Consider the following 24117-nt stretch of genomic DNA (forward strand, 5'->3'; position numbering starts at 1 on the left):
TATGGTGTGAGGAATAAACCCTTCTATTTGCGGGATTTGCATGCCCGCAATCCCGCAAGTGATTACGTCACGCCATCAGGAGAAATCAGATCATGAAGCTTTTGCGTTATGGCCCCAAGGGGGCGGAAAAACCCGGGCTTTGTGATGCCGGTGGTGTCATCCGTGACCTTTCGGCGGTGATCGGCGATATTGATCCGACGACGATTTCGGATGAGACTTTTGCACGTATTGCCGCAATTGACCCGGAAAACCTGCCGGTGGTTTCCGGTGATCCGCGCATCGGGCCCTGTGTCGGGCGTCCGGGCAAGTTCATTTGCATTGGGTTGAACTATTCCGACCATGCCGCAGAGGCCGGGATGGAGCTGCCGCCCGAACCAATCGTGTTTTTCAAGGCGACCTCGGCCGTGTGTGGGCCGAATGACAATATCGAAATCCCGCGCGGCTCGACCAAGACCGACTGGGAAGTCGAACTGGGCGTGGTGATTGGCAAGCAGGCCAAATATGTCGATGAGGCAGATGCGCTTGATTATGTCGCGGGCTATTGCCTGACCAATGATATTTCCGAGCGGGCCTTTCAGCTTGAACATTCCGGTCAGTGGGTAAAGGGCAAAAGTGCCGATACCTTTGGCCCGATTGGACCGTGGCTGGTAACGCGCGACGCGGTTTCTGATCCGCAAAACCTTGCCATGTGGCTTGATGTCAATGGCAAGCGCTATCAGGACGGCAGCACCAAAACCATGGCCTATGGCGTGGCATTCGTGATCAGCTATTTGTCCCGCTTCATGAGCCTGCAGCCCGGTGATATCATCTCGACCGGGACCCCGCCCGGTGTTGGCATGGGGCAGAACCCGCAGGTGTTTCTCAAGCCCGGTGACGTGATGGAATTGGGAATCGACGGGCTTGGGGCGCAGCGCCAAAGCGTCGTTCAAGGCTGAACAACCCAGCCATGCAAATAGCGGGAAGCGTGAAACAGGGGCATTTCACACCAATGTGATCACGGGGTCATATTCCTGAAACTGCAAAGTTTTCTGCGAAAATTTGCGTATTTTTGCGTATGTTTCCGGGCGGATTTCAGAAAATCTCCGCCCCAAGACTTGCGGCTTGCCCGATTTCTAACACTTTTGTCATCACAAAGTGCATTGACGTTGTCCTGTGGTGTGCAATAAATGACCAACATTCATTATTGTTCAGCGCTGTAAGCAATGTGAAATGCGTGTCCAAGGGGTATGGGGATACCGTGCGCATATTGCGCCCTTAAAGGATTGGTGATGCACATGTCTAACCTGGCGATCAAAGTGAACGACGCTTGGCCCGATGCGGTCAAATCATTGGATGTTTCGGGTGACCAGACCTCCCCTGCTGCCCATACGTCTAAACAGCAGAGCGACGCTGATAGCTTCGCATTCGCGGATATCTATCTGCGCAGCGCGCCCTGCTACCTCAAAGGTCTGATGCTGCAGGCACGCAGCGAAGACGTCAAAGCAACCCTGCGCAAGCCTGATGCCGGACTGCTGGCGTTCGAAAAAGGCGCATGCGAGCTGAGCGCGACCTCGCTGTTTCTGACGGTTGCGATGTCGGCCGCTGACGAAGCAAGTCTTGCTGAAATGCAGGCCTATTTCGAAGACAAGCTGCGGAGCCTGGCGCCGCAAACCAGCTTTGAGATCGACTGGCGCAATAAGTGACGACTGGTCACGTATTTGTGATTGAAAAGCCCGTTCACGTCTGAACGGGCTTTTATTTTGTTTGCTCGGTCGGAAGATGTTTCTGATTACGACCCGTTCCGGGCGATCAGGATATTGCTTAAAAACGCGCTGAGCGCCCCGTACCCGTCAAGCGGCAGGACATGGGAAATATACTGATCGGGGCGGACCAGAACCATGCAGCCCTGATCACGATCAATGCTGCGCATGCCAAAGATGTCGTTCCCTGATTTTGGATCCGGGCAGAAGATCTTTTCATAATCAACCAGGCCGTATTTGCCTTTGCGCGGCAGGAGGAGCTTTGGCATGGCCTCGATCGCAAGGCTGCGATGTGGCTGCTGGAAAATGGCGCGGACATCCAGCACGCTGTCTGGGTCTTCGGCGTCGCGGTTGAACTTCACCATTGGCGAAATCGGCGCCGTTTGCAGGAAATCACACAGCGCATGGATGCCGGCACCAGGTTGCCCGTGATCATCCTTGCCGGCAAAGGCATACAGCCGCCAGCGTCCATCGGCCTTGGCGCAATGACCCAGATGCACCGGCTTGGCATCAGACAAACGCACCACCGGTGCCGAATGGAAGCGCATGCCAATGACAAGACCCTTTGCCAGATCCTGATGGGTATCCGGCCCGGTCAGTACGGATGGCGTATATCGGGTGGCGGTGCCGGCGGTAAAGCGGCCCTGCTGAATGAAGTATTTCTGGAATTCTTTTGGGTCGACGCCGGTGCCGTCGGCTTTGCCGTCCTCGTTCGGGCGGGCGCTGAACATCTTGGCGAACTTGCCGTCAAAATCGATCAGCTCCTTGGCGATCGCCTGACGTTCCTCGGAATAGCTGTGCAGGATTTCCGGCTTGATCCGGCCTTCAAGAACACCGGCCAGCTTCCAACCAAGATTAAAGGTATCCTGCATCGAAACATTCATGCCCTGACCGGCCTTCGGGCTATGGGTGTGGCAGGCGTCACCGGCGATAAAGACATTCGGAATGCGCGTCGCCGAAGCCTCGCCATTGAGGTTGTCGAACTTGTCACACAGGCGCTGACCGATTTCATAAACCGACCACCAGGCGATTTCTTTCACATCAAGGGTATAGGGATGCAGGATGCGCTGCGCGGCAGCAATCAGGTGATCTGATGTGATGTTGCGGCTGGCAACGCGCTCTCCGTCGGCCAGTTTGTCGAGCTCGACATATAAACGCACAAGATAGCCACCCTCGCGCGGGATGATCAGGACGTTGCCCTCATTGGCGGAATGAATGGTCGCCTTTTTGCGGATATCGGGGAAGTCGGTGACGCACAACACATCCATCACCCCCCATGCCTGATGGGCGGAATCCCCACGCAGTTCGCGGCCCAAGGATTTGCGCACAGCACTGCGCGCCCCGTCACAGCCAACCACGTAGCGCGCCTTGACGGTTTCGCGGCGTCCGGCGTTATCCGCATCGGTGCGCTCAAGGGTGACCGTCACCGGGTGGCTGGGGCTGCTTGCGGTACCTGCCTTGGGATCGATGGCAACTTCAATCACCTGGCGGGAATAGTCCGGCTCCAACCGGTTCGGGGCATTGCGCATGACATCCAGATAGAAATCATGCACGCGCGCCTGGTTCAGGATCACATGCGGGAATTCCGACAGGCCATCTTCGGTATCCTGAATGGTATCAGTACGGGCAATCTTGCTGCGATCTGCCGGATCCGGCTTCCAGAAGGAAACCTCATTAACCCAATAGGCCTCTTTCAACACCCGCTCGGCAAAGCCAAACGCATTGAACATCTCGATTGTTCGACAGGCAATGCCATCGGCCTGACCCAGTTCCATCGGGCCATCTTTCTGATCAACAATGCGGGTCGTGATGTTGGGGAAGGCCGCCAATTGCGCGGCAAGCGTCAGGCCCGCCGGGCCATTGCCAACAATCAGGACATCCACCTCCTTGGGCAGGGCATCGCTTTGCAACGCATTGCTTTGCGTGGTGGCCGGGGCGATGGTCGGGTCACCGGCGCGAAAACCGTCGAGATGGAATTGCATGATTGTTCCTCCGAATTGGACAAATCTCCGAAGTTGCGAAATAACAGGCACTACGGATTGTTATATAATTTGTGTACTAATGATAAGCATGCTTACTATTAGCCGGGCTGTCAAGCTGGCGGCCCGATCAGGAGGTGCGCGTGAGTGAAGTGGATCAGATGCCAGGCCATCTTATCCGGCGTTTTCAACAGATTGCCGTGGCAATCTTCCACGCCGAGGTCGCCAAGACCGGGGTCGACCTGACCCCGGTGCAATACGCCGCCATGGCAAAAATCGCGGAAATCGATGGCGTCGATCAGGCGACTCTGGCCGGCCTGATCGCCTATGACCGCGCGACCATCACCGGTGTTGTCGACCGTCTGGTGCAGAAGGGCTATATCGAACGCGTTGTCAGCACCCGCGACCGCCGCGCCCGCGAACTCCATCTGACCGACAAGGGGCGCGACACCTTCGCCAAAGTCAGCCCCGCCGTCCTGCAAGCTCAGAAAAGCATGCTGGCCGGTCTGGACGCGGCAGAGCAGTCAGAACTGATGCGTTTGATGGCAAAGGCAACTGCTGCGGGAAATGAGCAGAGCAGGGCGCCGTTGAAGGGAGAAGCCTAACGCACTCTAGTTTTGCGCAGTCATAAACGTAAAATGGTCAATTCAATAAGGTTAGAAAATAACTCATGCTACGCATGAAGTTTTTGGTCTGGTGAAAGATCCTTTAAACTAAGTAGATCGGATGAAGGAACCTAAGAGTGTAACTCAAAAATATGCTGAGCTTTCGAGCTGTAAGTCATTAAGGTCTTACCATCGGTCCCAAAGTTTACAGTCCAATCGTGACGGGAACTGTCAGAGAGTCTCTGCTCCCCAACTATTTTACCTTGGTCCAATTGGTAGAGGCGAATGATGTTCTTGTATGTGCTTTTACCGGTCAGTAGGTCATCTTCTCCTTCAGCAGAAAAAGCTACGGCAAGTATGTTTGCTTTTGGTGAAAGGGAAAATCCTTTTGATCCAAAATTCGGCATTTGCAAATCAAAGGCAACTGAAGATGTAATTTTTTTTGTCACTAGGTCGACGAAAACGAATCCTTTCGAGGTGGCATACAACAGGTTGTAGCCATCGTTCATTATTTTGTAGATAGTGGGATAATCGACGAAACCTGCCGGTAGTTTGATGGCCTCAGTTTGCTCGAACTTTAAGCCTTTTTTCTTGAAGAAGAACTTTCCAGTTTCTTGGACGATTGACAGGTAACTGTTGTGCCCAGATCTATCCCCCCACACAGCGTTAAATGGGCAGTGAGCAATTAAAAAGCACGCAAACCTATCAGAGTAAATATTTCCGTAAGTATAGCCGAGTTTATTTTGGCCTTTTACCATCGACCCGATTTGGTCTCCTGAGCTATCAAATACAGGATGTTGAGAATAGTAGCGACCATTTGCAACTGCGGGGAATTTTCGATTTCCGACTGAGCCAGTATCGTCTGAATAGGACGAATCGACTAAAGAGCTTTCGTCATTTGGAAATGGACAGCTAGCGGCTTTAATTTCTGAAAAGCGGACGGAATGCATATCAACCTCAAATTTAAATTTTTGGCCATTTTATAGTTTATAGTTGCGGTCTTGTTTTTCAAAGGTTGATTTTGACGTTGGATAGTTGTGGTGCACTGACCTATCGTGTGCATAGAAATTAATTTGATGACTGCTTAATAGGCCAATTGTCTACAAACCTATCCCGTGCGCTACGCACGACCTTCGTAATATGCTCTGCGATGGCGGCGACACTCCGCGTGTCCTTGGTGTCGGGGTGCTGGAGCATCCAGTAGTTGCGGGTGAAGCGGATTTCGGGGAGCAGGCGGACGAGGTCGGGGATGCCTTCGGTGGCGTAGTCGTGCAGGATGCCGATGCCATATCCGTTGCGCACCGCCTCCATCTGGGCGACCACACTGCCGCATTCAAAGCGGCGTTTCATCAGTTTGCCCAGGCGGGCAGCGTAATCGAGTGCGCGGCTGTAAATCAGGTCTTCGATATGGGTGACAAACAGGCGGTCTGTTAGATCGGCCTCGGTTTCGACTGCGCCAAAGCGTTCGATATAAGATTTGGTGGCGTAGACGCTAAGCGTGTAGTCGGTGAGTTTGCGGATTACCAAGCGGCCCTGTTTTGGGCGATCCAGCGTGATGGCGATATCGGCTTCGCGTTGCGAGAGTGAAAATGTACGCGGTAGCGGCACCAGCTGAATGACAAGGTCCGGGTGGTTGGATGAAAAGTGAGCCAACTCACTTGCCAGAAAGTAGTTGCCCAATCCATCGGGGACGCCGACGCGGACGGTGCCGCTGATGAGCTCCGACTGATTGGAAACGGCGGTGCCAGCACGCAGGAATGCGGATTCAGCGGCCTCTGCCGCCTGCATGAGTTCCTGTCCCGCCGGGGTCAGGTCCGATCCGGTGGTGCGCCGTTCGATCAGCTTGGTGCCAAGTTCCTTTTCAAGAGCGGTCAGTTGGCGACCCACCGTTGCGTGGTTAAGGCCAAGCTGACGGGCAGCCGCCAAAATCTGGCCATGCCTGGCGACAGCAAGGAAGATACGAAAGCGATCCCAATCCATGGCGGATGTTGTCCTTTAATGACTTTAAATTTTGCACATCGAATTTGCGGAAATGATAATTGATGTGCATCCCTGTGCATAGCCATAATGGGATCAGGTTATTGGGGTCAAAGGCCCCATCTAATATTAAGATCGTCTCACTGATCATCAGGTTTATCGGGAGAAACCCAATGGCAACCCAACTTACCCATTACATCAACGGCAAACGCGTTGCCGGTACGTCCGGCCGTTCCGCACCGGTTTTCAATCCGGCAACGGGCGCCGAAAGCGCAACCGTCGATCTGGCATCCAAGGCCGAAGTCCGTGCCGCTGTTGAATCCGCATCGGCCGTTGCAGCCGAATGGGCCGCAACCACGCCGCTGCGCCGTGCGCGAATTCTGAACAAATTCCTGGGTATCCTCGAAGAGCGTTCCGAAGAACTGGCCGCTGCGATTACCGCCGAGCATGGCAAGGTTCTGTCCGATGCGCTGGGTGAAGTGACCCGCGGGATCGAGGTTGTTGAATTCGCAACCGGTGCGCCGCAGCTTTTGAAGGGTGAGTTCACCGAGAACGTTGGCACCAAGGTTGATAGCCATTCAGTCCGTCAGCCGCTTGGCATCGTTGCCGGTATCACGCCGTTCAACTTTCCGGCCATGGTGCCGATGTGGATGTTCCCGGTCGCCCTTGCATGCGGTAACTGCTTCATTCTGAAACCGTCCGAGCGTGACCCGTCGGCATCCCTTCTGCTGGCAGAATGGCTGACCGAAGCTGGTCTTCCTGACGGTGTGTTCAACGTTGTTCAGGGTGACAAGGAAGCGGTTGATGCGCTTCTGTTTGATCCGGACGTCTCGGCGATCAGCTTTGTCGGTTCGACCCCGATTGCCAAATACATCTACGAAACCGCGACCGCGCAGGGCAAACGTTGTCAGGCACTTGGTGGTGCGAAAAACCACATGATCATCATGCCGGATGCCGATATGGATCAGGCGGTTGATGCCCTGATGGGCGCTGCTTACGGTTCGGCTGGCGAGCGTTGCATGGCGATTTCGGTTGCTGTGCCGGTTGGCAAGGAAACCGCAGATACCCTGATCGAGAAACTGGTTCCGCGCATCAATGAACTGCGCGTCGCACCGGGCACCGATCCGGCGGCCGAAATGGGCCCGCTGGTCACCGCTGCACACCGCGACAAGGTTGTTGGCTATATCAACAAGGGTGTCGAAGAAGGTGCCAAGCTTGTGGTTGATGGCCGTGACATCAATCTGCAGGGCTATGAAGACGGATATTTCGTCGGTGGTACCCTGTTTGATGACGTCACCCCGGATATGAGCATCTACAAGGAAGAGATCTTTGGCCCGGTTCTGTCGGTTGTGCGTACCGATGATTTCGACACGGCAGCCAACCTTGTTGATGACCATGAATATGGCAATGGTACCGCGATCTTTACCCGCGATGGTGACACCGCGCGTGAATTTGCGGCCCGCACCCAGACCGGCATGGTCGGCATCAACGTGCCGATCCCGGTCCCGATGGCCTTCCATTCGTTTGGTGGCTGGAAAGCATCGCTGTTTGGTGACCACCACATGCATGGCCCGGAAGGCGTTCGCTTCTATACCAAGCTGAAAACCATCACCTCGCGCTGGCCGACCGGCATTCGCAAGGGTGCCGAATTCGTCATGCCGACGATGAAGTAAGTGATGAAATAAGCATTGCGATCATCGCAATGAAGAAGGGCGCGCAAGGTTTGCTTTGCGCGCCCTTTTTGATTCTGAAAGCTGGATTACTTGGCGAAGCTGTCGGGTTTGGCGGGATCAATCGCCTCCATCATTTCGCCAGGGATGAAGACGCGGAAGGTCGCACCCCGCCCGGGCGGGCTTTCGGCCCATATCTTGCCCTGACAATGCTCGACAACATGTTTGGCAATCGCCAGACCAAGTCCGGAGCCAGAGGGTTTTGGTTTGTCATCGGCGTATTTGCCGCCGCGCGAGAATTTGTCAAAGATGATCTCAAGCTCGTTGGCGGCAACACCCTTGCCGTTATCTGTGATCGACACCAGATAGCCGCCATCCATGGCTTCGCCGCGCACTGAAACTTCCGGGTGGTCGGGGTCGGAAAACTTGGCAGCATTTGACAGCAGATTGATAAAGACCTGCGTCAGGCGATCCCGGTCAACATGCAGCAGCACCGAATTGCGTGAATATTCCTTGGTGAGCACCACACCCTTGGCATCAAATACACCTTTGACCGCCTCGATGCTTTCATCAAGCACGGTGCGTGGATCAACCTCGACCGCGCGCCAGTCGGAATGGCCGGCTTCAAGACGGGCAAGATCGAGATGATCGTCAATCAGACGTGTCAGACGTTCGCTTTCGCGGACAATGATTTCAAGGAACCGGTCGGTCTGTTTCGGATCAAGATTGGGGGAATCGACCAGGATTTCCGAGAAGGACCGGATCGAGGTCAGCGGGGTTCGGAATTCATGGCTGACCATGGTCAGGAATTCATCCTTGAGCCGGTCCAGTTCCTTGAGCCGTTCGTTGGCCGCGCGCAGTTCGGCGGCCGCCTGTTCAAGCTCATGGGATTTTTGTTCAAGGCGCTGGGAATATTCAATGACGTGTGAGGTTTCTTCGAGGATCTCAAGCACTTCCTCGAGGCTGACCATTTCGCCCTTGGCGACCGATGATACCATCACGCGGGCCGATGCCGCGCCGATGGACCCGGCCAAAAGGCGTTCGGTAAAGGCGATCATGTCGGCATCGGCTTCGCCCTTGCCACGCCAGGTGGGATCGATGCTGCGATCAAACTGGCGGAAGGATTGATAGGCGCGATCACGGCCCAGAAACCGTTCGACCAGTTCATACAGATCATTGGCCGAAGCCGAGGAACGCCAGATCACGGTGTCCTGGCCTTTACGCGAAAAGGCATCAACAAACAGGGTGGCCTGAATGCGCTCAAGCGCGCTTGGTTCGGTAAACAGACTGATCAACACATAGGCCGCGGTGTTGAGCGAGATCGACCAGATCAGTGCATGGGTCAGCGGGGCGAAATCGGTCAACCCAAACAGGCTTTCGGGGCGCAGCCACGGATGACCAAAGGCGCCGTTGAGGATAAGGGACGGGTCCATCCAGCCACTATCGGCAAGCGATGGCAGCAGAAGCGTATAGCCCCAAACGGCAAACCCGATGGTAAGTGCGACTTGTGCGCCGGTGCGTGTGCCGCCCTTCCAGTACAGCCCACCAATCATGATCGGGATGAATTGCGCAATGGCGGCAAAGGAAATCAGGCCGATTTCGGCCAGGGCATCACTGGCGCCGGCAGATCGGTAATAGGCAAAGCCAAGAAACACCACGACAACGATCGAAGCCCGCCTGATAAAGATCAGAAGCCCGGTCAGATCATCGCGTTCGGTCAGGCGCAGCGGGCGAATGCGCAATAGTGCGGGCACGATCAGGTCGTTACAGACCATGGTCGACAGCGCAATGGTCGCGACAATCACCATGCTGGTACTGGCCGAAAGACCCCCGACATAGGCGAGAAGGGCCAGCATGGATTGGTCTTCAAACAGGGGGACGGAAATCACAAAGAAGTCCGGGTCCGACCAGACCGGAAGCGCGCCAAGCCCGGCCAGTGCAATCGGCAGGACAAACAGGTTCATCGCCAACAGATAAAGCGGGAAGGCCCAACTTGCGGTGGCAAGATGGCGTTCATCGACATTTTCAACAATGATGACCTGAAACTGGCGCGGCAGACACAGGATGGCCGCCATCGAAAGCATCATCAGGGTCAACCAGCGTGAACTGCCATCTTCAGGCAGGACCAACAGTTTTGCCGTATCGGCATTTGCAGCAGACTGGGAAAACAGATCCCCAAGCCCGTCATACATGACAAAGCAGACAAAGAACCCGACTGCCAAAAGGGCGAAAAGTTTGACCAGGCTTTCAAAGGCAATGGCAGCGACCATGCCTTCGTGATGTTCATCGGCATCAATGAAGCGCGTGCCAAACAGAATGCCAAACAGGGTCAGGCCAACCGCCGCCCAGAAGCCGCTATCGGAAAAGATGCTGACGGTTTCACGCACCGGCTCGATCATGCCGTGATCCCAGACCGTCAGCACTGTGTAGCTGGTGGCGATTGCTTTGAGTTGAAGCGCGATATAGGGGGTGGTGCCGATCACCGCGATCAGGGTGACGAGGACTGAAAGCTGTGTGCTTTTGCCGTAGCGTGACGAGATAAAATCGGCGATCGAGGTAATGCGATGGGCCTTGGAAATGCGCAGCATCTTGCGCAGCAGGAACCACCAGCCGAGAAAGATCACGGTCGGGCCGAGATAGATCGTAAGGTATTCAAGCCCGTTGCGCGCCGCCGTGCCTACCGCGCCATAAAACGTCCAGGACGTGCAATAGACCGCGATGGACAGGGTATAGACCGTCGGGTTGCGGACCCAGGAATGGCCATCACGTGCGCGTTTGTCACCCCACCATGCAATCGCATAGAGCAGGCCGACATAAATCAGCGAAACAAGGATAACCAGTTCCGAGGAAAGCATGGGCTATTTCCTCTCGGCCTGGGCGGCGTGGCGAAGCGCGCTTGTCAGGATGGCGCACAACGCAATCAGAATGCCCCATCCGGCAAAGAAATAGACAAACAGGATCGGCAGGCCAAGGATGGTGCCATCAAGGGAAAACATCCCGACAATCGGCGGCAGCCAGATAAACAAAGCCACCAGCATCAGCGCAAGAGCCCGTTCGGTAAGTCTGCGTGGCGGTGTGATGGGGGCCTCCTGCCGGTTGGAGAAGAACGCGAAGCCGCGTTTCAGTTTGCCGCGCGTTCAAGCAGGGCCTTGACCCGGGAAACGACGTCGCGGGTTGAAAACGGCTTGGTGACAAAATCATCCACGCCAAGTTCCAGCCCCTTGCGGCGGTCCACTTCGCGGGTTTTGGCGGTCAGCATCATGATGGGAATTTGTCGGGTGTTTGGATCGTTCCGCGTTGCGCGCACGACTTCAAACCCGTCACAGACGGGCATCATGACATCCAGCAGCACCATGTCGGGGATGTCGCGCGCGATCATGGAAATCGCCGTGCGGCCATCGGTGGCGACGCTGACGTCATAGCCTTCCTTTTCCATCAGAAAGCTGAGTGATTCGACAATTGTTTCCTCGTCTTCGGCAATCAAGACCTTTGGTCTCTCACTCAAGGACGTTCTCCCGATTTTTCGGATTGTTATATTCCCAATCCTAACGGCTTATGACCCGAATGATAATGCTACTTTGGGGTGGTATACATAAGGCAACGCTTGTGATCGCGATTGCCGATCATTTCGGGGCGGTTTTCGGCGTGCCGTCAGCCATTTCATAGGCCCGCTGGGCGCAATCTTCGCGCGGGCACTGGCGGCAGGAAATCCCGACTGGAACGGCGGATTCCGGGCGATCAAGCGACAATCGATCACCATAGACCACATCATTGGAAAAGGCCGTGTCACAACCAATCATCACCGAGTGGACCGAACGGGGCACGCCATATCCGCCCGCACCGGATCGCAGGGCGCGTGCGATAAACAGGTATTCGCTGTTATCGGGCAGGCGGACAAATTGCGGGATGACGCGTTCGGGCGCGGTATAGGCTTCATGCACCACCCAGCGCGGGCAGGCCCCGCCATAACGCGGCAATTGCAGGCCGGATGCCGAGAAGCGTTTGGAAATATTTCCGGCAATATCAGTACGCACCAGGTGGAACGGAATGCCTTCGGCCCCCGGACGGCGCAGTGTCGTCAGGCGGTGGCAGATCTGCTCCCAGCTTGCGGCGTAGCGCTGCTGCAAAAGCTCGATGTCATGGCGCAGGCTGCGCGCATCATCCAAAAACAGATCATAGGGAAACAGCAAGGCCGCCGCGGCGTAGGATATCAGCGCCTCGGAGGCGCGCACCCGTCCGGCCGGACTGCCGATCTGGGCCTGATCAAGGATTTCGTTAATCGGCTCGGCGGCCTCAAGCCGGCAAATGGTGCGCGCAGCCTGAAAGCGGGCCGAGGTGATCGGCAGGGCGCGCGAGATGCGAAGCGTGTTGTTCTTGGCATCCCACTGATAGCCGCTGGTCAGGAAGTCCTCGGATGGCAGGCGCTCGATCCGGGTTTTGTGGGTATCTTCAAGATAGTTGATCAAATCCGTCAGATAGAGGCCGCCTTCCGGGTCAATGGCCGGGCGCATCTTGTTGGCATGTTCTTCAAGGGGCGGGAAGTGGTTGGCATTGTCATAAAGCAGATCGTCAACTTCCTCGGCCGGGCTGGCAGCCGGTCGTCCGGCCTCGCCGCGTTCAAGAAAGTTGAAAATCTCGGTCGCGGATTCTGCAAGCCGCTGGGATTCCCGCACCAGTGTCGCGTTAAAGCGCGCGCGCTGATCTGGCGAAAGATCATCATAGTCATCAAAAATCTCGGCAACGGTGCGGATCGAGGTAATCCGCGTCAGGATCGAATGGCTGGCCTCGGTCAGGAAGGGATCATGGCTGAGCCGTTCTGACAGGGCGTCGATATCATCCAGGCCACTGCGATAGGCGCGATACAGCGACAGGAAGGCCGTGATCATGCCAGGGGCTGCGGCGATCATGGCCGGGAAATCGCGGCTTTCGACCGGGGTCGTGCGAAAGACCGGGTCTGAGGCGGCCTCGGCCAGATCAGACAGCAACCGGCTTTCCTCGGAGCCCGATAAAGTGTGGGGGTGAATTTCGAGCGCCTCGGCAATGCGCATCAGCAATCCGCCCCCGATCGAGCGGCGGTTATGTTCGATCAGATTAAGGTAGGACGCCGAGATGCCCGCAGCCTTTGCCAGGGCATTCTGGGTCATCCCGATGTCTTTTCTGCGACCGCGAATGCGGTGTCCGATGGGGGCCTGTCGCGCCATACTAAAGTCTTACCTGTTGACAAGATTTACAAATTTTCACAACGCTCATCTATATATTTACAAAAAAACTGTTTTATATCAACTAGGTGTTGATTAATTTTCAATTGCTCCTCATTGTTTTGACAGGTCGATAAAAAACGAACCAGAAAACAGGCCTCAAGATTTCTCTGAAACAGATCCCAAGACATTGGGGAGGAAAACCATGTCGGAGACTAAGCTTATCGGAAATGTATCTCGTCGTACGATCCTGAAGGGATCCGCGGCAACCACGGGTGCAGCCCTCATTGGCGGCACTTTCCCGATGCATTTCATCAAGAATGCGCATGCCCAGACCTTCCGTGGCGATCCGGGTAATGCAGCCAGCGTCAAACTCGGTTTCAACGTGCCGCAGACCGGCCCGTATGCCGATGAGGGTGCTGACGAATTGCGTGCCTATCAGCTTGCGGTCAAGCACATCAACGGCGAAGGCGACGGTGGTATGATCAATACCATGAAGCCGCTTGAGCTCAAGGGTAACGGCATCCTCGGCAAGAAAGTCGAGTTCGTGACCGGTGATACCCAGACCAAGTCCGATGCCGCGCGTGCTTCTGCCAAGCGTATGATTGAAAAAGACAATGTGGCGATGGTTACCGGTGGTTCGTCCTCTGGTGTGGCAATCGCCGTACAGGGTCTTTGCCAGGAAATGGGCGTCATCTTCATGGCGGGTCTGACCCACTCGAACGACACCACCGGTAAAGACAAAAAGCGTTATGGCTTCCGCCACTTCTTCAACGCTTACATGTCCGGTCAGGCGATCGCACCGGTTCTGCTTGACGAGTATGGCAACGAGCGCCGCGCTTACCACCTGACGGCCGATTACACCTGGGGTTGGACCCAGGAAGAATCGATCAAGGCCGCGACCGAGAATATCGGTTGGGAAACTGTGAACACCGTTCGTACCCCGGTGGGTGCAGGTGACTTCTCGCAGTACATCACCCCGGTTCTGAACTCTGGCGCGGATGTCCTTATCCTGAACCACTATGGTAAGGACATGGTCAACTCCCTGACCCAGGCCGTTCAGTTCGGTCTGCGTGACAAGCAGGTGAATGGCAAGAACTTCGAAATCGTTGTTCCGCTGTATTCCCGCCTGATGGCACAGGGTGCTGGCGAAGCTGCAAAAGGTATCCTTGGGACCACCAACTGGCACTGGTCGCTGACGGATGCCGGTTCGCAAGCCTTCGTGAAATCGTTCGGTCAGGAATACGGCTTCCCGCCGTCCCAGGCGGCGCATACCTGCTACGTCCAGACGCTGCTTTATGCAAACGCCTGCGAAATGGCCGGTACTTTCGCACCTTGGGAAGTCATCAAGCAGCTCGAAGGCTTCGAGTTCGATGGCGCGGGCAACGGCCCGACCCTGTATCGTGCAGAAGATCACCAGTGCTTCAAAGACGTTCTGGTTGTGCGTGGTAAAGAAAACCCGCAGTCCAACTTCGACCTTCTCGAAGTCGTCAAGAACGTTCCGCGTGCACAGGTCGAGTATCCGGCCGACATGTTCGGCGGAGAACTGGGCCCGTATCAAGCCTGATACACCCAACATTGATGCAAGCAGGGCCGACCATTCTCCCAATGGTCGGCCCGTTTGCCCTCTGGCCTCGGCCTGTACGACTTTTGACTAAGTCCCTTACGAATACGCGGCGGATAACCTGATGGACGCTATATTTCTTCAAATCCTGAATGGTCTGGACAAGGGCGGTGCCTATGCACTGATTGCGCTTGGCCTGACCCTGGTGTTCGGCACGCTTGGCGTGGTGAACTTTGCACATGGGGCCATCTTCATGATGGGGGCCTTCTGTGCGGTTACAGTGGAAAAACTCCTGACCCTCTCAGTCAAGGTCAAGGATGAGTCGGTAACCTTCTTTGATGCCTACAAGGAAACGCCCTACCTCGAACTTTGGTTTGGCGATACCGGTACGGCGATCATTGATTGGTCAGTGCCAATATCCATCATTCTGGCAATACCGGTGATGTTGTTGATCGGCATTGTCATGGAACGCTCTCTCATCCGGTATTTCTACAAGCGTCCACACGCCGAGCAAATTCTGGTGACCTTTGGTCTGGCCATTGTTCTTCAGGAACTGGTCAAGGCGACCTTTGGCGCAAACCCGATCCCGCAAGGCGCGCCTGACATTGTCGCAGGTTCTGCTGCCGTCGGGGCGATCTTTGGTCTGGGTGAAGCCGTGGTTTATCCATGGTGGCGTCTTATTTATCTGGCGTTCTCGCTGACGACGATTGGCCTGGTCTTCTCCTTCCTGCATTTCACTACCTACGGGATGGTGGTCCGTGCCGGGATGGCGGACCGTGAAACGGTCGAACTTCTGGGCATCAATATCGAACGTCGCTTTACGATTGTGTTTGGCATCGCGGCCGTGGTCGCGGGTCTGGCAGGCGTGATGTACACGCCGGTTCTGCCCCCGGATTACCATCTGGGCATGGACTTCCTGGTGCTGTCATTCGTCGTCGTTGTTGTGGGTGGCATGGGCTCCTTGCCCGGTGCGGTGGCCGCTGGCTTCCTGCTGGGGATCCTGCAGTCCTTCTCGTCCATGACCGAGGTAAAAGACATCTTTCCCGGGATTGACCAGATCATCATCTACCTTGTTGCCGTCGTCATTCTGCTGACCCGTCCGCGCGGTCTGATGGGACGCCGGGGCGTGATGGAGAGCTAAAAAAATGTCCAATACAAAAATCGTCTCGCCCAAAAAAGATATGATCTTCATGGCCATTCTGTCGGCCGTGGTCCTGACCATGCCGTTGTGGCTGCAGCCTTTCGGGGCGGCCTATCCTGACCTGATGCAGAAATTCATGATCTTTGGCATCTTTGCCATCGGCTATAACATTCTGTTTGGTCTGACCGGCTATCTGTCCTTTGGTCACGCAGCCTTTCTGGGTGTCGGGTCCTACACCGCCGTCTGGTCGTTCAAACTGCTGTCGATGAATGTCATTCCGGCATTGATCTTTGGCACGGTCCTTTCCGGGCTGTTTGCACTGGCCATCGGCTTTGTGTCCTTGCGTCGTTCGGGGATTTACTTCTCGATCCTGACACTGGCCTTTGCGCAGATGTCCTATAACCTGGCCTATTCGGTTCTGACCCCGATCACTAATGGTGAAACCGGTCTGCAGCTTGAACAGGCCGATCCGCGCGTGCTTGATCGCATGTCGGGCATCGTCAATGATGGATCGCTTCCGACCCCGAACCTGTTCGGGATTGAAGGCATCGGTTATTCGGGCTTCTATATCTGTGCGGCCCTGATGCTGATTTCGTTCTTCATTTACTTGCGTATCTTCCGCTCGCCCTTCGGGCTTAAGCTGCGCGCGATCAAGTCGAACCAGAACCGTATGGGTTATACCGGGTTCAGCACGCGTCCCTATCTGATGACGGCCTTTGTCATCTCGGGCATGTATGCCGGGCTTGCCGGTTCGCTTCTGGCCGTGACCGATCCGCTGGCAGGTGCAGAGCGCATGCAGTGGACCGCATCGGGCGAGGTCGTTCTGATCACGATCCTTGGCGGTGTTGGCACGCTGATCGGTCCGCTTCTGGGTGCTGGTATCATTAAATACTTCGAGAACATCTTCTCGGCCTTTAACGATACCGTGCTGCTCAATGCCTTTTCCTTCCTGCCTGATTGGTTGGCACACCCGGTCGCATCCGTGGTTGGCCTGTTTGTTGGCGAAGGCTGGCATTTGACCCTTGGCCTTGTCTTCATGCTGATCGTGATCTTCCTGCCCGGTGGCATCATGGAAGGTATCAGTCGCCTGACGCGTCTGGTGACCAACCGTGAAAAAGCCGAGCCGAAATCCGGCGACCATGAAAACAAAGAAAAAGAACAAACATCGGCGGGGGAGGTCTGATCCATGTCCGAATACATTCTTGACGTCACCGACGTCGACAAGAACTTTGGCGGTCTGCAGGCGCTTTCCGATATCAACCTTCGGGTCAAGGAAGGCACCGTGCACGCGATCATCGGACCGAACGGTGCGGGTAAGTCGACATTGCTTAACGTGATTGTCGGACGTCTGGCACCCAGCCGTGGCCGTGTGTTGCTGGGCGATCAGGTTCTGACCGGCAAGGAGCCGCACGAGATCAACCAGCTTGGTGTTGCGCGTGTTTTCCAGACGCCGGAAATCTTCCCGGAACTGTCGCTTTTACAGAACGTGATGGTGCCGGCCTTTGCCAAGCGCGAAGGCATTTTCAAAATGAACTTCCTCAACAGCCTGTTTGCGGAAAAAGAAGTTCTCGAACAAGCCGAGCACCTTCTTGAGGATGTCGGATTGCTTCAGCACAAGGACCACCTGGCCGGTTCGATGTCGCGTGGTGACAAACGCCGTCTCGAGCTTGCCATGTGCCTGGGTCAACATCCCAAGCTGTTCCTGCTTGATGAGCCGACCGCGGGCATGGCGCGCCATGATACCAACCGCACGATTGATCTGCTCAAACGGATCAAGGAACGCGGCATGACCAAGGTGATTATCGAGCACGACATGCATGTTGTGTTCAGCCTGGCTGATCGCATCAGCGTTCTGGCGCAGGGGGCCATCATTTGTGAAGGCACCCCGGAAGAAGTCCGCAATGATCCACGTGTCAAGGAAGCCTATCTCGGAGGGGAAGCAGAATGAACGCGCTGCCAAAACAGGAACCTGTCCGTAAACAGGGTGGCGATCCGGCCTTTTTCTCGGTCTATGATATCCACGCCTATTACGGTGAAAGCTACATCGTTCAGGGGCTGTCCTTTGACATCCGCGAGGGCGAAATTCTTGCCCTTCTCGGACGTAATGGGGCAGGCAAGACATCAACACTTCGCACGCTCGCCCGCATGGGCGACCCGGAACTCAAACATGGCGAGATCTGGCTTGATCACAAGCCATTGCACGAAATGAAGGCATGGCAGGCCGCCCGTCTGGGCCTGCAGCTGGTGCCCGAAGATCGCCGCATCATTCCGGGCATGACGGTTGAGCAAAACCTTGAACTGGCCCAGATTGCCGAGCCGCATGGCTGGTCGATCCAGCGCATCTATGAACTGTTCCCGCGTCTTGGTGAAAGGGCGCAACAGGAAGCCATCACACTTTCCGGTGGCGAGCAGCAAATGCTCGCCATTGGCCGTGCGCTTGCGCGCGACATCAAGATCCTGCTGCTGGATGAACCGTATGAAGGTCTGGCGCCGGTCATTGTTCAGGAAATCGAAAAGACCCTGCAAAACGTCAAGAAGCTTGGCATCACCACGATTATTGTCGAGCAGAACGCGATTGCAGCCCTGAAACTGGCCGACCGTGCCATCATCATGGACAGCGGCGAGATCGTCTTTGACGGGACTGCGCAGGCGGTTCTTGATGATGAGGAACTGCGTGATCAGTACCTTGCAATCTAGTGCCAGCTAGCATCTTTTGCATGGGGGAAGTTTCCGAAGCTTAGTTGTAAGGGGAGCTTCGGAACAGGCAAGGCCGTGCCGACTGGGCGCGGCCTTTTCCGTTGTAAAGGATGCGTGATGGATGATGGAGAGCGTTACACGCCAATCGCCATGCCGTCACTGCGCGGGTCATGTGCCCCGTCAACAAAACCATCCTGATCAATGCGAATGATCCCGGCCTGACCGGCCAGCGCACTTTGTTGTTCGATCGCACGAAGGACATGGCCACGGGCGACCAGTTCATCAAACACATTGTCCCCGGCATCGACTTCAAGCTTCAGGCTGTCATTGGTATCGGAAAATGTCTTGCCCAGCAGGAAGCGCGGTTTGGTGAGCGCATCTAGTGGCGATAGGCCGAAATCAAGCAAGCGGGTAAGCAACATGGCAAGGGTTTGTGGTTGCCCATCGGCCCCTTGCGTCCCGTACAGCAAGTGCGGTTTGCCGTCTTTCAGGGCGAGGCCGGGATTGAGTGTATAGAACGGCAGTTTTCCCGGTGCGAAGGCATTCGGGTGGCTTGGATCGGTGCTAAACGCGGCCCCGCGGTTTTGCCAGACAATGCCGGTATCACCCGCAACAACCCCGCTGCCCCAATCGAAATAGGTGCTTTGCAAGACGCTGGCGCAATTGCCGTTTTCGTCCTTGGCTGCAAGGAATACGGTATCGCCATGACGGAACCGATGGGGCCAATCAAGCGCCTTGGTGGGCGAGATATCTTTGGCGTCTGCGGCAAGACCAGCGCCCTTCAGAAGGGCTGTGAAATCGGTGTCGGTGAAATCAGGATCAGCGATCTGATCGCGCTTCAGGAAGGCGCGTTTGATGGCCTCGACCACCAGATGGTAATGATCGGCGTTTCCTTCAGCCCAGTCTTTTGCGCCCAGTTCGCGCAAAACACCCATGGTCATGAGCGTCGCCAAACCTTGCGTCGGTGCGGGTGGGGCGAACAGAGTGACGTCGCCATAGTCAAGCGATACGGCATCGACCGTGCGGGTGCGGGTTTTCGCCAAATCCGCCTTGGTGATCGGGGAGCCGACCGCAGACAGGCCTTTGACAATCTGATCGGCCAGGGCGCCTTCGTAAAAGTTGCGTGCGCCGAATTGGGCAATGCGTTTCAGGCTGCTGGCCAGTTGTGGCTGGCAGAAGGTTTCACCAGCATGGGGCATGCGACCGTCTGGTGTGAAAACATCCATAAAACCCGGCCAATTGGCGATGTCTTCCTTGCGGAAATCAAGCCAGAAACACTGCGAGGGACTGATCGCAAAGCCGTTCTCGGCCAGTTCAATCGCCGGCGCAATCAGGTCCGCCAAGTTCTTGCGGCCACCCCAACGTTTTGCCGAGTGATCAAGTGCATGCTGCCAGGAATCCACCGTGCAGGCGGTGGTCAGGGTTGAGCCCGGCCCGCGCAATGGAATGGGCGTGTTGGGCGCGACGGTCTCAGCCCCGTTTTCGGCCGCCTGACCAATGCCAAGGAAGGATTGCACCTTGCCGCTGTTATCGGAAACCATCCAGACCGCATCGCCGCCAATGCCGCAAAAATGCGGATAGGTCACCGCCAGAACCGAGGCGGTGGCAACCACGGCCTCGATCGCAGTCCCGCCATCGCGCAGGACCGTGGCCCCGGCTTCGCTGGCCGCGGTGCTCGGACTTGTGACCATGGCGCGGCATTTTGAGGCAGTCTGGTGTTCGGTCATCGGATTTGGGTCTTTCAGCCAGGATGGTTGAATTCAAATGGTTTTGGAGTGCGCGTGGATCGAGAGTGGCGAAATTGCATACAATCCTTTATACAAGCGCAGGGCATAAAATGTTCGAAACAAGAAACTCGGCGGACAGGGATGAAAGCAGCGGACAAGGCAAAGCATCGCACAGACATGATCAGTTCGGCATTGCGTTCGGCAATTCTCGAACGTGTATTGATGCCGGGCATGAAGCTGCCCGAAGATTCGCTGGGGGAACGTTTCGGGGTCAGCCGAACCCTTATTCGCCAATCGCTTGAACGGCTTGCCGCCGAAGGTCTGGTGGAGCTTCGCCGCAACAAGGGGGCGATGGTTGCCAAACCCAGCCTGGAAGAAGCACGCGATCTTTTTGAGCTCCGCACCCAGATCGAAGATCTTGTCATCAGCCGTGTGATCAAGAATATGAGCCCGGAAATTCTGGCCGAACTTGAAGCCCATCTTGCCAAGGAAGTCGAAGCCGAAAACGCATCCGAGCCGATTTCGATCCGGCTTGCCACCGAGTTCCATATCCTGCTGGCGCGCCTTGCCGGAAGCCCGGTTTTGCTGCGCTATGTCGAGGAGATCGGTTATCGCTGTGGCTTGACGCTGTCGCTCTATGCCCGCCCGCATTCGACCGATTGCGGCATTCAGGAACACCGCCAGATTATCGATGCCCTTGCCAAGGGGGACGAGGACACGGCGCGCAAACTGATGCGTCATCACCTGACCGCCGTTGCCGACCGCGCCCTGTTCACGACAGAGGAAGGCGGGCCGCTTTTGTATCTCGATGCGCTTGAACCCTATGCCAAAAAAGTGCGCGACGGCGGGGAATAAGGCGGCATCTTGCCAATGATCACACAACCGCGCATCCTCCATTCCAATGAGGCAAGGTGCGTGCTGCTGTGTGATCTGTGCGTTTTGCATGCAATCTTTGTTATGCCTTGATGCCCTTGCGGATCAGAATGCGTTCCGCACTTTCATTCCAGACATCCATTTTGATGATCTTGCCGTTTTCAATCACGAAACGGTCGATATAGCGGTTGCCCTCAAACGGGGTGCCGTCCGGCCATTCGCCGTATAGCCAGCCGGTGCTGTAAACAACGGTCTGGCCGTTGGTGTGGGCGACATCGAACTGACCGAACTTCTTTTTTACCCATTTATAACGTGCAGCGTTGAATGCCGTGGTGCCCGCCGGATGGTCGTATTTCTGACCATCGGTAAAGGTGATGACGACATCATCAGACATGAAAGTTGCCGCCAGTTCGGGGTCGGGCTTCATCGAGGCATCAAGAAAATCACGCACGGTCTGCGCCTCGGGCGGCAGGGTGTCGAGCACATTTTCCGTGGTTTGGTCGGTCATTTGAAGGTCCTCTGTTCGCGGGAATTGATCTGTCCACAGCATAAACGCTGTGCATAAAATTTGCATGCACTAATTTTATGCAAAAATTGCATGCAATCTGCGTATACATGAGGCAATTGCGGTTTTAGGAATCACAGAAAATTATCTAAGTATTTGATTTTGAATGGTTCTGATTCTTGGCATGTCGCTTGCTGCAGTGCGGTGACGATTTGGTGCGCATCATAAATACGCGACGCCGGACGACGCAGTCACATAATCAGGGAGTCTCTCATGCCTATTTCTTCGCCTTTTGGGAAAATAACGCGCCGTGCCGCCCTTCTCGGGGCCACTGCTGCGCTGATGTTTGCCGCCACCCTGCCGGCCCAGGATGCCCGTGCAGAAGACACCATCAAGCTTGGTCTTGTTGCAGCACTTAGTGGTCAGTCGGCGAAATCGGGTGAAGCCATCACGCGTGGCATCACCCTTGCGATGGACAAGATCAATGCCGAGGGCGGTGTTCTTGGCAAGCCGCTTGAACTTGTTTCGCGTGATGATGAAAGCAACCCGGGCAAGGGTCTGGTTGCCGCCCGTGAACTGACGCAGCGCGAAGGCGTTGCAGCGATCCTGGGTGGTCTTGATACCCCGGTCTCCTTTGCCATCGTGCCCTATGTTAACCAGCAGAAAATTCCGTTTGTCGGTCCGTGGGCTGCAGGGACCGGCATCACCAAAAACGGTGCCGAGGAAAACTATGTTTTCCGCGTTTCCGCCGTTGATGAATATGTCGACGAAGCCATCACGGAATATCTGATCGCCAATTACGATGCCAAAAAGCCTGGCATGATCCTGATCAACAACCCGTGGGGGGAGTCCAACGAGAAGGGCTTGCTCAAGGCGCTTGATAAACGTGGTATGGAACATGCCGGGATTGAAAAGTTTGAATCCAACGACGTTGATGTTGTCCCGCAGCTGACCCGTCTGAAGGAAAATGGTGCAGATTCCCTGTTCGTGGTTGCCAACGTTGCCCCGACCGCACAGGTGATCAAGTCGCTTGATCGTATGGGCTGGGATGTTCCGATTTCATCGCATTGGGGTCCGGCCGGTGGTCGTTTCACCGAACTGGCAGGCAAGTCGGGCGAGAAAGTCCACTTCATTCAGACCTATCTGTTCACCGATCCGGCAAACCCGATGTTTGTCAAACTTCAGGAAAAATTCCCGGAGATCGAAACCCTTGCCGACGTGACCCCGGCAACGGGTATTGCCAACGCGTATGACGCGACCCTTCTGATTGCAGCGGCGATTGAAAAAGCCGGTTCGACCGAAGGTCCGGCCATCCGCAAAGCGATGTACGAGATCAGCGGTGTTGAAGGCATGATCAAAACCTATGACACGCCGTTCACCCCCGATGATCAGGATGCGCTTGGTCCGGAAGATTACACCTTCGCGCATTTCGTCGAAGGTCAGATCGTTCCGATCAAATAAGCACGTTATCTAACCCGGATGGCGCGTTCCCCAATGCGCGCCATTCGGGGATTTATCCATTTTAAATGATGCACATGCGTGCACGGCATAAGCAGGCAACTGGCAATGACACTTTTAATCGCAGCCCTGATTACCGGGATCGGTCTGGGCAGTATGTATGGCCTGATCGCGCTTGGGTTCCAGATCACCTATTCGGTGTCCTCAAAGGTCAATTTCGCCCAAGGATCGATGGTGATGCTGGGCGCTGTTCTGGGCTTTGTGTTCTGCGAGCGATATGGTTTTCCCGTCATTGTCGGGTATCCGCTGGCCATTTTATGCTGCGGGTTTGCCGGTATTCTGGTTGAATTTTTCCTTGTCCGCCCGTTTGCCATTCGCAATTCCGAAGCCTGGCTGATGGCGACTGTCGCGGGCGGCATTTTGCTTGATAACGCGGTGCTGTTTACCTTCGGCAATGAGCCCCGCACCCTGCCATCCACCCTTGTTGGCGAAAGCTGGAATGTTTTTGGCACGGGTGTCTATCCGCAACAAATCCTGATCCCGGTTGCCGCCATTGGTGTGGCGCTGGCGCTTAATGCGCTGTTTCGCCGCACCCGCCAGGGGCGTGCGCTTTTGGCGGTTGTGCAGAACCTTCAGGCGGCCAAGCTGATGGGGATCAACACCACCTTGATGGTGACCGGCTCCTTTGCCATTTCATCGATGCTGGCGGGCTGTGCCGGGCTTTTGATTGCGCCGCTATTTTCGGTGCATTCCGATATGGGCACGCTTTTCGGTCTCAAGGCCTTTGCGGTCGCCATTCTGGGTGGCATGACATCGGCTTATAGTGTGATGTTGGCTGGCTTTATCTATGGTCTGGTTGAGGCCGGTGTAACCACATATCTCGGATCGTCCTACACCTTCATCGTCGTGTTCGCGCTTGTGATCGCGGTTCTGACCGTCAAACCAAGCGGTCTGTTTGGCCGTGCTGCGATCAAGAAGGTCTGA

The 24117-nt window shown here is 55.7% G+C and carries 21 protein-coding genes; 12 read left to right on the forward strand and 9 right to left on the reverse strand.

The window, feature by feature from the left end:
* The first annotated feature begins 92 nt into the window (after positions 1-92).
* Both ACXAIA_RS12795 and ACXAIA_RS12800 read left to right on the forward strand, forming a co-directional pair.
* Positions 93-935: a fumarylacetoacetate hydrolase family protein gene (locus ACXAIA_RS12795; RefSeq protein WP_475349661.1), complete on the forward strand. Its 843-nt coding sequence runs from the start codon at positions 93-95 to the stop codon at positions 933-935.
* Positions 936-1268: 333 nt separating this feature from the next.
* The gene (locus ACXAIA_RS12800) at positions 1269-1682 is read left to right on the forward strand and encodes a DUF2218 domain-containing protein (RefSeq protein WP_475349662.1); all 414 of its coding nucleotides are present in this window, start codon (positions 1269-1271) and stop codon (positions 1680-1682) included.
* Between the two features lie 86 nt (positions 1683-1768).
* On the opposite strand, the gene ACXAIA_RS12805 is transcribed toward ACXAIA_RS12800, so the two are convergent.
* The gene (locus ACXAIA_RS12805) at positions 1769-3721 is read right to left on the reverse strand and encodes an FAD-binding monooxygenase (protein WP_475349663.1); all 1953 of its coding nucleotides are present in this window, start codon (positions 3719-3721) and stop codon (positions 1769-1771) included.
* A 140-nt stretch (positions 3722-3861) separates the two neighbouring features.
* Between ACXAIA_RS12805 and ACXAIA_RS12810 the strand changes: the two genes are divergently transcribed.
* Positions 3862-4323: a MarR family winged helix-turn-helix transcriptional regulator gene (locus tag ACXAIA_RS12810; RefSeq protein WP_475349664.1), complete on the forward strand. Its 462-nt coding sequence runs from the start codon at positions 3862-3864 to the stop codon at positions 4321-4323.
* 131 nt (positions 4324-4454) lie between these two features.
* Here ACXAIA_RS12810 and ACXAIA_RS12815 read toward each other — a convergent pair whose 3' ends face one another.
* Both ACXAIA_RS12815 and ACXAIA_RS12820 read right to left on the reverse strand, forming a co-directional pair.
* Complete coding sequence (locus ACXAIA_RS12815; RefSeq protein ID WP_475349665.1) at positions 4455-5273, reverse strand: hypothetical protein; 819 nt, start codon at positions 5271-5273, stop codon at positions 4455-4457.
* 118 nt (positions 5274-5391) lie between these two features.
* Entirely contained in the window at positions 5392-6303 is a 912-nt protein-coding gene (locus ACXAIA_RS12820) for a LysR family transcriptional regulator (RefSeq protein ID WP_475349666.1), read from the reverse strand.
* A gap of 170 nt (positions 6304-6473) precedes the next feature.
* Here ACXAIA_RS12820 and ACXAIA_RS12825 point away from each other — a divergent pair, with 170 nt between their 5' ends.
* Entirely contained in the window at positions 6474-7973 is a 1500-nt protein-coding gene (locus ACXAIA_RS12825) for a CoA-acylating methylmalonate-semialdehyde dehydrogenase (RefSeq protein WP_475349667.1), read from the forward strand.
* A gap of 86 nt (positions 7974-8059) precedes the next feature.
* On the opposite strand, the gene ACXAIA_RS12830 is transcribed toward ACXAIA_RS12825, so the two are convergent.
* From ACXAIA_RS12830 to ACXAIA_RS12845, 4 genes are all read right to left on the reverse strand, one after another.
* Positions 8060-10825, reverse strand: a complete 2766-nt coding sequence (locus ACXAIA_RS12830) for an ATP-binding protein (RefSeq protein WP_475349668.1) — start codon at positions 10823-10825, stop codon at positions 8060-8062.
* Positions 10826-10828: 3 nt separating this feature from the next.
* Complete coding sequence (locus ACXAIA_RS12835) at positions 10829-11008, reverse strand: hypothetical protein (RefSeq protein ID WP_475349669.1); 180 nt, start codon at positions 11006-11008, stop codon at positions 10829-10831.
* Between the two features lie 83 nt (positions 11009-11091).
* On the reverse strand, positions 11092-11475 hold the full coding sequence (locus tag ACXAIA_RS12840; RefSeq protein ID WP_475344517.1) for a response regulator transcription factor: 384 nt from the start codon (positions 11473-11475) through the stop codon (positions 11092-11094).
* A gap of 118 nt (positions 11476-11593) precedes the next feature.
* Complete coding sequence (locus tag ACXAIA_RS12845) at positions 11594-13171, reverse strand: helix-turn-helix domain-containing protein (RefSeq protein WP_475349670.1); 1578 nt, start codon at positions 13169-13171, stop codon at positions 11594-11596.
* Between the two features lie 202 nt (positions 13172-13373).
* On the opposite strand from ACXAIA_RS12845, the gene ACXAIA_RS12850 reads away from it, so the two are divergent.
* The 5 genes from ACXAIA_RS12850 to ACXAIA_RS12870 all read left to right on the forward strand — a co-directional run bounded on the left by ACXAIA_RS12850 (position 13374) and on the right by ACXAIA_RS12870 (position 18570).
* Entirely contained in the window at positions 13374-14735 is a 1362-nt protein-coding gene (locus ACXAIA_RS12850; protein WP_475349671.1) for an ABC transporter substrate-binding protein, read from the forward strand.
* 121 nt (positions 14736-14856) lie between these two features.
* Entirely contained in the window at positions 14857-15873 is a 1017-nt protein-coding gene (locus tag ACXAIA_RS12855; protein WP_475344523.1) for a branched-chain amino acid ABC transporter permease, read from the forward strand.
* Between the two features lie 4 nt (positions 15874-15877).
* Complete coding sequence (locus tag ACXAIA_RS12860) at positions 15878-17056, forward strand: branched-chain amino acid ABC transporter permease (protein WP_475349672.1); 1179 nt, start codon at positions 15878-15880, stop codon at positions 17054-17056.
* Between the two features lie 3 nt (positions 17057-17059).
* Positions 17060-17821 carry an ABC transporter ATP-binding protein gene (locus ACXAIA_RS12865; protein WP_475344530.1) on the forward strand — a complete coding sequence of 254 codons (762 nt, stop codon included), beginning with the start codon at positions 17060-17062 and terminating at the stop codon, positions 17819-17821.
* A complete protein-coding gene (locus tag ACXAIA_RS12870; RefSeq protein ID WP_475349673.1) occupies positions 17818-18570 on the forward strand; it encodes an ABC transporter ATP-binding protein in 753 nt (250 codons plus the stop codon). Before ACXAIA_RS12865 ends, ACXAIA_RS12870 begins: the two co-directional genes overlap by 4 nt.
* Positions 18571-18704: 134 nt before the next feature.
* On the opposite strand, the gene ACXAIA_RS12875 is transcribed toward ACXAIA_RS12870, so the two are convergent.
* A complete protein-coding gene (locus ACXAIA_RS12875) occupies positions 18705-20297 on the reverse strand; it encodes a gamma-glutamyltransferase family protein (protein ID WP_475349674.1) in 1593 nt (530 codons plus the stop codon).
* Between the two features lie 141 nt (positions 20298-20438).
* Between ACXAIA_RS12875 and ACXAIA_RS12880 the strand changes: the two genes are divergently transcribed.
* A complete protein-coding gene (locus tag ACXAIA_RS12880) occupies positions 20439-21152 on the forward strand; it encodes a GntR family transcriptional regulator (protein ID WP_475349675.1) in 714 nt (237 codons plus the stop codon).
* 100 nt (positions 21153-21252) lie between these two features.
* Here ACXAIA_RS12880 and ACXAIA_RS12885 read toward each other — a convergent pair whose 3' ends face one another.
* Positions 21253-21678: a nuclear transport factor 2 family protein gene (locus tag ACXAIA_RS12885; protein WP_475344537.1), complete on the reverse strand. Its 426-nt coding sequence runs from the start codon at positions 21676-21678 to the stop codon at positions 21253-21255.
* 270 nt (positions 21679-21948) lie between these two features.
* On the opposite strand from ACXAIA_RS12885, the gene ACXAIA_RS12890 reads away from it, so the two are divergent.
* Entirely contained in the window at positions 21949-23136 is a 1188-nt protein-coding gene (locus ACXAIA_RS12890; RefSeq protein ID WP_475349676.1) for an ABC transporter substrate-binding protein, read from the forward strand.
* Between the two features lie 105 nt (positions 23137-23241).
* Positions 23242-24117 (forward strand): branched-chain amino acid ABC transporter permease, encoded by an 876-nt coding sequence (locus ACXAIA_RS12895; RefSeq protein WP_475349677.1) that lies wholly within the window; start codon positions 23242-23244, stop codon positions 24115-24117.

This window comes from Thalassospira sp. ABL2_045, assembly GCF_056161285.1.

Coding starts and splice junctions, on each gene's coding strand:
- ACXAIA_RS12795 (WP_475349661.1), top strand. CDS start 93: ATGAAGCTTTTGCGTTATGGCCCCAAGGGGGCGGAAAAACCCGGGCTT.
- ACXAIA_RS12800 (WP_475349662.1), top strand. CDS start 1,269: ATGCACATGTCTAACCTGGCGATCAAAGTGAACGACGCTTGGCCCGAT.
- ACXAIA_RS12805 (WP_475349663.1), bottom strand. CDS start 3,721: ATGCAATTCCATCTCGACGGTTTTCGCGCCGGTGACCCGACCATCGCC.
- ACXAIA_RS12815 (WP_475349665.1), bottom strand. CDS start 5,273: ATGCATTCCGTCCGCTTTTCAGAAATTAAAGCCGCTAGCTGTCCATTT.
- ACXAIA_RS12820 (WP_475349666.1), bottom strand. CDS start 6,303: ATGGATTGGGATCGCTTTCGTATCTTCCTTGCTGTCGCCAGGCATGGC.
- ACXAIA_RS12825 (WP_475349667.1), top strand. CDS start 6,474: ATGGCAACCCAACTTACCCATTACATCAACGGCAAACGCGTTGCCGGT.
- ACXAIA_RS12830 (WP_475349668.1), bottom strand. CDS start 10,825: ATGCTTTCCTCGGAACTGGTTATCCTTGTTTCGCTGATTTATGTCGGC.
- ACXAIA_RS12835 (WP_475349669.1), bottom strand. CDS start 11,008: ATGCTGGTGGCTTTGTTTATCTGGCTGCCGCCGATTGTCGGGATGTTT.
- ACXAIA_RS12845 (WP_475349670.1), bottom strand. CDS start 13,171: ATGGCGCGACAGGCCCCCATCGGACACCGCATTCGCGGTCGCAGAAAA.
- ACXAIA_RS12850 (WP_475349671.1), top strand. CDS start 13,374: ATGTCGGAGACTAAGCTTATCGGAAATGTATCTCGTCGTACGATCCTG.
- ACXAIA_RS12855 (WP_475344523.1), top strand. CDS start 14,857: ATGGACGCTATATTTCTTCAAATCCTGAATGGTCTGGACAAGGGCGGT.
- ACXAIA_RS12860 (WP_475349672.1), top strand. CDS start 15,878: ATGTCCAATACAAAAATCGTCTCGCCCAAAAAAGATATGATCTTCATG.
- ACXAIA_RS12865 (WP_475344530.1), top strand. CDS start 17,060: ATGTCCGAATACATTCTTGACGTCACCGACGTCGACAAGAACTTTGGC.
- ACXAIA_RS12870 (WP_475349673.1), top strand. CDS start 17,818: ATGAACGCGCTGCCAAAACAGGAACCTGTCCGTAAACAGGGTGGCGAT.
- ACXAIA_RS12875 (WP_475349674.1), bottom strand. CDS start 20,297: ATGACCGAACACCAGACTGCCTCAAAATGCCGCGCCATGGTCACAAGT.
- ACXAIA_RS12880 (WP_475349675.1), top strand. CDS start 20,439: ATGAAAGCAGCGGACAAGGCAAAGCATCGCACAGACATGATCAGTTCG.
- ACXAIA_RS12885 (WP_475344537.1), bottom strand. CDS start 21,678: ATGACCGACCAAACCACGGAAAATGTGCTCGACACCCTGCCGCCCGAG.
- ACXAIA_RS12890 (WP_475349676.1), top strand. CDS start 21,949: ATGCCTATTTCTTCGCCTTTTGGGAAAATAACGCGCCGTGCCGCCCTT.
- ACXAIA_RS12895 (WP_475349677.1), top strand. CDS start 23,242: ATGACACTTTTAATCGCAGCCCTGATTACCGGGATCGGTCTGGGCAGT.